This is a genomic window from Flavobacterium sp. (genome assembly GCF_004295795.1).
Lineage (GTDB): Bacteria > Bacteroidota > Bacteroidia > Flavobacteriales > Flavobacteriaceae > Flavobacterium.
Genome location: NZ_SEBR01000002.1, coordinates 318,984 through 325,480 on the forward strand (window position 1 = coordinate 318,984; position 6,497 = coordinate 325,480).

Consider the following 6,497-nt stretch of genomic DNA (forward strand, 5'->3'; position numbering starts at 1 on the left):
TTTTTTGGTCGTGAAGGTTCGTTTTCCGAAAGCTTATGGATATGGCGTGGAAGATAAATGCGCCTGTGGAACCTGACCGTTTTCGTGCTTCGGAACTTTGAAAAAACCACGCGCTTCCACCAGATCCATATCGGATTCGCAAAAAAAATCAAGACATTTGGAAAGGGAAATCTTAACGGGTTTCCCTTTTCGCTTTTTTGTATTCCTCCCGAAAGTACTTGAAAGGAACAAAAAGCATCCCGAAACATTCCCCGTGCTCCTTGCCCAAATGCTTGTGGTGCATTTTGTGGGCGCGACGAACGGCTCTCGCATAGCGATTGTCGGTGTTGCGAAAAAGTTTGAAACGTTGGTGGATGAAAATATCGTGAACGGTAAAGTAGGCCATTCCGTAGCAGAAAATCCCGGCGCCTACCGTCAATCCGTATTCGAAAATGTCGAAGCGCCACAACAGGCAAAGCGTGATGCAGACCACGGCATAAGTCACGAAGAACAAATCATTTCTTTCGAACCAGGAATCCCCGTCTTTTTTGTGGTGGTCTTCGTGCCAGATCCACAGAAAGCCGTGCATGATGTATTTGTGGCTCAACCAAGCGACAGCTTCCATGCTCAGGAAAGTCGCGACAAATATGATGATGTGGATAACTATCGCGTTCATATCAGGTTCAGTTTATGGTCGAGATAACAGCGGGCGAACAGGGTAAGCTTGCTGTAATTGGGCACGCGGATGCGTCGTTTTTTCAGATCTTCAGATGCGATACGGTTCAGTCTGCCGAGCAATGCACGATAATAGCGATAAGCGACGTACACACCAAGTCGCGCTTCTATCGGAAGTCGTTTTATGCCTTGGAAACCTTGTTCGAGATCTTCGTGTATATCTGCGATGATGTTCTTTTTGTCGAGGTCGCTCAACGTCTCGAAATCGGTTCCAGGAAAATAGACGCGTCCCAAAAGTTCGAAATCGGCTTTGAAATCGCGAAGGAAATTCACTTTCTGGAAAGCCGAACCCAATCGCATCGCCGAGGCTTTGAGCTCGTCGAACTTTTTGGCGTCGCCTTTTACGAAAACATGCAGGCACATCAGTCCGACGACATCGGCCGAACCGTAAATATAAAGGTCGTATTCTTCTTTCGAATCGTAAGTTTTCTTGTTGAGATCGGTTTCCATACTTCTCAGGAAATCGTCTATCATCTTCATGGGCATATCGTATCGGTTGACTGTTTCCTGGAATGCGTTCAGCACAGGATTCAGGCTGATGCCGTCGCTGACAGCCTCGTAAGTTTGCGTCCGAAGTTGATCCAGAAGCGTCTGTTGGCGGTAGTCGAGGAAACTGTCCACGATCTCGTCGGCCAGGCGCACGAATCCGTAAATGTTGTACACGTCCTGACGGATCGATGGCGCCAACATGCGAACAGCCGTCGAAAACGAAGTGCTGTAAGTCTTGGTCAGTTGCCGGCTGCACGCCCCGGACACATCGTCGAACAATTTTTTCATGGGTTGTGCTTGTGAATTAAATCGGCGGCCAATTTGCCCGAAATCAATGCCGGCGGAACACCTGGTCCGGGAACGGTAAGCTGTCCGGAAAAGAACAGGTTTTTCACCTTTCGGCTTCGAAGCGGCGGTCTCAGGAAGGCCGTCTGCAAAAGCGTATTGGCCAATCCGTAGGCGTTGCCTTTATAGGAATTGTAATCTTTTTTGAAATCGCTTACACAATAGCTTTCGCGAAACAGGATTGCAGACCGAAGCGATTGGCGCGTGAGTTTTTCCAGACGTAGTAAAACTTTGTCGAAATACAGTTCCCTCGTTGCGTCGTCGTCTTTCAGATCGGGCGCGATCGGGATCAGAAATGTTGCCGCCTCGCATCCGTCAGGCGCAAAAGTTGCGTCGGTCAAAGACGGGAAACTGGCGTAAAACAAAGGATTCGCCGGCCAGGAAGGCACGTCGTAAATGTTGAAAGCGTGGTCGTCAAAACTCGTGTCGAAGAACAGAGTGTGATGGTCGACGTTCTTGAGTTTTTTCCCGAATCCGACATAGAACAAGAGAGCGCTCGGCGCAAAAACTCGTTTCTCCCAATATTTTGGACTAAAGGCTCGCATTTTTTTGGGCAGAAGTGTCTCGGTGTGATGATAGTCGGCGCCGCTTAACACGATGTCGCAATTTTCGAGCCTTCCGTTTATCGTCAAACCTTCGACTTTTCCGTCGGAACAATGAATTTCGCCAACATTTGCATTGGTCACATAGTTGACTCCGAGTTCGCGCGACAGCGTTTCCATGCCTTGGACGACGCTTGCCATTCCGCCTTTCGGATGCCATGTTCCAAGACCGAAATCGGCGTGGTTCATGAAGTTGTAGAACGATGGCGTGTCCTGTGGTTTTGCGCCCAGGAACAACACCGGAAATTCGAGAATGCTTTTGAGTTTTTGCGATTTGAAACGTGATTTTATGTCGTTTCTGATGTTTCCGAAGAATTGTCCCAAACGCGGAACGGTCTGAGTAGAAACCAATTCAAACACAGATTCTCCAGGTTTGTAAACCAGATCACCTATTGCGATATCGTAGTGTGTTTTTGCTTTGGTGAGGAATTTGTCGAGCTTGGCGCCGCTTCCGGCCTCGATTTTTTCGAATACCGATGCGATTTCGTCCGGATTGTCGGGAATGGCAACGCGCGTATCCGAATCGAAATAGACGGAATACGCCGGATTGAGTTTCGTTAGCGAGTAGTAATCGCTTGGCTTTTTTCCGAAGTCGGCGAAAAATCTTTCAAAAACGTCCGGCATCCAATACCATGTCGGGCCCATGTCGAACGTGAATCCATCGCGAATCAACTGTCGCGCCCTTCCGCCGATGTGCGCATTTTTTTCGAAAACGGTCACGTCATAGCCCGACTGCGCGAGATAACAAGATGCCGCGAGGGACGAAAACCCGGAACCGATAATGTAAACGCGTTTTTTCATTGTTTAAGCAAATTACGGTTTTGTTAAACATTATTTTGGGCTTTTCCAAAACTTTACACTTCGTTCAACGCATCTTTGAGCGAATTGAAGAATTTGATGTTGCGATTTGCGTGTCTCGGCTGCTCGTAAACCAGCGCTCCAAGAACCCAAAGCTCGCATTCCGGGCGCAACAGCCGCTGTTCGAGTTGTTCGAGATAGCCTGCAAATTCGTGTTTTGGTGGCGCAACCGTCGCATAGGTCACAAAGGTCACGACCTTGAACAAAGTCTTGACGCGCTCAAGGCTTTCCAAAGGTATGCTTTCGCCGAGGTAAATCGTGTGGTTGCCCAAGTTAGTCAGTTCGTAATTGAGGTAAAGCAAACCCAGTTCGTGGATTTCCCCGTACGGCAGGAAAAGTGCATAGACGCGATTGGTGGCTTGCGGCGCTTTCGAGAGCAAACGGTCGGTGTTTGACAGGATTTTCATTCGGATCAATCCGCTGATGAAATGTTCGTGAGCCGGACTGATCGTGCGAGTTTGCCACAAAATCCCGATGTCGTCGAGCAATGGGATGAAATAGTCGAAAAAAACCTCGCGGAAACTGCGTTCCTGTAAAAGATCGGCATAAGTTTTCATGAACAGGTGTTGGTCGAACGTCATCATGGCAATCTTGAAAAGATGGGCTACGTGGTTGCGGTCGTATTTGTCCGATCGCACTTCCCTTACCATGGCGTCAAGTGCCGCGCCGTCCATCGTTCCGAGCCGCGCCAACTTGAAACCGTATTTTGTGAGCAAGACCACATTGAGCAGTTTCTGCAGATTCTCCACATCGTAATAACGCGTATTGATGTCGGTTCGCTGCGGTTGCAGGATCGCGTACCTTCGTTCCCACATGCGAATCGTGTGCGCTTTTATGCCCGAGAGGTTTTCGAGATCTTTTATCGTGAATTCCGACTTTATGTTGTTCATTATTCCGGTCGATGTGTTGAACAACTAAGGTAAATGTTATAGCTTAGCCAAGATGGTTTACGATTACATTTTTTGCGGATACGGCCTTTCGGCAATGTTGGTGCTCCACGCCATGGATTCGCGCGGAATGTTGTCGGGAAAATCGATTTTGATCCTCGACGATTCCAAACGCCAGAACAAAACGTGGTGCTTTTGGGAAGAAGGCGCGGGCGAATTCGACGATCTGCTTACCAAAAGGTGGAATAAGGCAGTTTTCAAATCTGGTGTTGAACAGGAAATTCTTCGCGGGAAATATGGGTACAAATTGCTGTCGCCCGAAGCTTTGGAAAAATCGGTCACGACAAAAGTAAAGTTGCATTCCGGTGCGATTTTTACTACGGAAACCGTACGCAACATCAGCGACAACGGAAATTTGGTCGAGGTGGAAACCGATTTCGGGAAACACATCGGCAAAAAGGTTTTCAACAGCGTCGCTCCAAAAGTGGAATCGTCCGCGGAATATCCGTTGCTGTTGCAGCATTTTGCGGGATGGATCGTCGAAACACCGAAACCTTGTTTTGACAGTGACCGCGCGACTTTTATGGACTTTGACATTGCACAGGACGGCAATACGCGCTTCGTTTACGTTTTGCCGTTTTCGGAATCCAAAGCTTTGGTGGAGTATACGTTGTTTTCTCGCGACAAACTTCTTGACGAAGCATATGAAGCGGGAATCGAGTCGTATCTGATATCAAAGAAAATCGAGGAATACAAGATCGTCGGCAAGGAATCTGGCGTGATCCCGATGACTGCTTTTCCTTTTTGGAAAGCCAACACCAAGAACGTTTTGCATATAGGAACTGCCGGCGGATGGACAAAACCGAGCACGGGTTACACTTTGATGTACGCGAAAAAGTTGGCTGTCAAAACCTTGAAATATCTGGGTTCTGATAATGCGGATTTTTCCAAATTCCATCGCACCGATCGCTTCCGTTGGTACGACAAGATTTTCGTATCGGTACTTTTTCACGAAAATGCGCGTGGAAAGGAGATTTTCACGGCTTTGTTCCGACGCGCCTCACCCGAACTCGTGTTGCGTTTTTTGAGGGAAGAAACGACGTTTTGGCAGGAAATCAGAATATTGGCGAGTTGTCCCAAACGCCTTTTTATCACACACATCATCAGGCAAATGTTCCGCGGCTATCGCTGACTTGATGCACTTTTCTTATTTCACCATACTTCCCAAACCGCCATTTATTCCGATGATCTGTCCGGTCATCCAAGTTGCTTCCGTGAGCACGAACACTGCGAGTTGCGCAATTTCCTCTGCGGTTCCCACGCGTTTCAACGGATGTCTTTCGGCATTGGCGCTTTTCTTGGCATCGTTGCTCAACAAAGGTTGGGCGAGTGGCGTATCTGTAAGCGATGGCGCGAGGCAGTTCACTCTTATGGCGGGAGAAAGCTCTGCGGATAAGGCAAGCGTCAAACCTTCGACTGCGCCTTTTGCCATCGAAACACTGGCATGGAAAGGCATTCCGACCGAAGCGGCAACCGAACTGAAAAATAAGATGCCGGGATTGCGGTCAACAGCAAGATTTGCTTTGTAGGCTTTTGCGAACGCGAATGCTCCGGCGGCGTTGAGTTTGAAATCGTTCAGGATGTCTTCGGGTTTTAGCATTCCTATCGGTTTTAGCGTGATCGAGCCCGGGCAATAGATCAGACCATCTACTTGTGTTTCTATCTTGGGAAGTGGCGCGTCCGATAGGAAATCGTGTTCGAAATGTTCGATTTCGGGGTCTTCGATTTCTGGTTTTTTTCGGCTGATCGTTAGTACAGCGTTACCTTTTTCCAAGAGTTTTTTTGTGATTTGTTGGCCGATTCCGCTGGTGCCGCCTGCTATTATAAAGGTTTTTTTTTGCATTTTTTTTGGTTTGGAATTGTTTGAGGTTTAGCCTTGTGTGTTGCTAAATTAGGGCTAACGCTTTGCGTTTGGTGGTATTTGGGAAAGAATTGGATTTTGTTTTGATTTTTTTCTCTCGAAGCCTAATAAAAATGAGCTTCGCTCATTTTGTGTTTGCGGCAGCTTCGCTGCCGTGTGTTGTAATTCGTCGCCTGTCCGGCGGGGAGTTCTTTTGTCTGGCAACAAAAGAACCAAAAATGCCTTGCGGCTGAACCAAAAACGCGACCTGACAGCCCCAAAAATTCGGAAATGAAAAAAACTCTAACATTTTCTACAGAAAATCTGTAATCAACACTCGGTTTTTTCCCCGAACTTCGGCCAGACCTAACAAATCTCGGAGATTTGTTAGGTCTTAGGAAAATGCGGCTTCCCGCCAATTCTCACTGGTCTTCGGTTGTTTCGAAGCACGGGTTTTCAATGCCAAAAATTTCCGGTGACGACGTTATGGAAACGATTCTCGCGATTGAGGAAAAAAGGTGTCTCGGAGACACATTTTTCCAAAGCGAAAGCGGCGGAAAAATGTCAATAGACACTTTCCAAATAGTCCGGCATTTGAGCGTTTTGGCGGGCACCTGACGTCTTGGAAATTCCCGCAAATGGAAGTTGTTTGAGCCACCCAAAAGTTTCTACATTCGAGAAAAAGTTCCGGCGAGTTCTTTC

6 protein-coding genes are annotated in these 6,497 nt (G+C 47.7%); 1 reads left to right on the forward strand and 5 read right to left on the reverse strand.

Annotation, left to right across the window (positions count from 1 at the left end; all coding sequences use genetic code 11):
• Nucleotides 1-172 precede the first annotated feature (172 nt).
• The 4 genes from EOO49_RS02430 to EOO49_RS02445 are packed head-to-tail and all read right to left on the reverse strand — an operon-like array spanning nucleotide 173 to nucleotide 3,898.
• Nucleotides 173-655: a sterol desaturase family protein gene (locus EOO49_RS02430; protein WP_290842377.1), complete on the reverse strand. Its 483-nt coding sequence runs from the start codon at nucleotides 653-655 to the stop codon at nucleotides 173-175.
• The gene (locus EOO49_RS02435; RefSeq protein ID WP_290842379.1) at nucleotides 652-1,491 is read right to left on the reverse strand and encodes a phytoene/squalene synthase family protein; all 840 of its coding nucleotides are present in this window, start codon (nucleotides 1,489-1,491) and stop codon (nucleotides 652-654) included. Before EOO49_RS02435 ends, EOO49_RS02430 begins: the two co-directional genes overlap by 4 nt.
• Nucleotides 1,488-2,951 carry an NAD(P)/FAD-dependent oxidoreductase gene (gene crtI, locus EOO49_RS02440; RefSeq protein ID WP_290842381.1) on the reverse strand — a complete coding sequence of 488 codons (1,464 nt, stop codon included), beginning with the start codon at nucleotides 2,949-2,951 and terminating at the stop codon, nucleotides 1,488-1,490. The genes EOO49_RS02435 and crtI overlap by 4 nt, the downstream gene beginning before the upstream one ends.
• A gap of 53 nt (nucleotides 2,952-3,004) precedes the next feature.
• Nucleotides 3,005-3,898, reverse strand: coding sequence for a MerR family transcriptional regulator (locus EOO49_RS02445; RefSeq protein ID WP_290842383.1), 894 nt, complete (start codon nucleotides 3,896-3,898; stop codon nucleotides 3,005-3,007).
• Nucleotides 3,899-3,950: 52 nt separating this feature from the next.
• Between EOO49_RS02445 and EOO49_RS02450 the strand changes: the two genes are divergently transcribed.
• Complete coding sequence (locus tag EOO49_RS02450) at nucleotides 3,951-5,087, forward strand: lycopene cyclase family protein (RefSeq protein ID WP_290842384.1); 1,137 nt, start codon at nucleotides 3,951-3,953, stop codon at nucleotides 5,085-5,087.
• Nucleotides 5,088-5,102: 15 nt separating this feature from the next.
• On the opposite strand, the gene EOO49_RS02455 is transcribed toward EOO49_RS02450, so the two are convergent.
• Complete coding sequence (locus tag EOO49_RS02455) at nucleotides 5,103-5,798, reverse strand: SDR family oxidoreductase (protein ID WP_290842386.1); 696 nt, start codon at nucleotides 5,796-5,798, stop codon at nucleotides 5,103-5,105.
• Nucleotides 5,799-6,497 lie beyond the last annotated feature (699 nt).

What these genes read in the sequence shown, in the direction of transcription:
- EOO49_RS02455 (WP_290842386.1), bottom strand. Translation starts at nt 5,798, where the DNA reads ATGCAAAAAAAAACCTTTATAATAGCAGGCGGCACCAGCGGAATCGGC.
- crtI (WP_290842381.1), bottom strand. Translation starts at nt 2,951, where the DNA reads ATGAAAAAACGCGTTTACATTATCGGTTCCGGGTTTTCGTCCCTCGCG.
- EOO49_RS02430 (WP_290842377.1), bottom strand. Translation starts at nt 655, where the DNA reads ATGAACGCGATAGTTATCCACATCATCATATTTGTCGCGACTTTCCTG.
- EOO49_RS02435 (WP_290842379.1), bottom strand. Translation starts at nt 1,491, where the DNA reads ATGAAAAAATTGTTCGACGATGTGTCCGGGGCGTGCAGCCGGCAACTG.
- EOO49_RS02450 (WP_290842384.1), top strand. Translation starts at nt 3,951, where the DNA reads ATGGTTTACGATTACATTTTTTGCGGATACGGCCTTTCGGCAATGTTG.
- EOO49_RS02445 (WP_290842383.1), bottom strand. Translation starts at nt 3,898, where the DNA reads ATGAACAACATAAAGTCGGAATTCACGATAAAAGATCTCGAAAACCTC.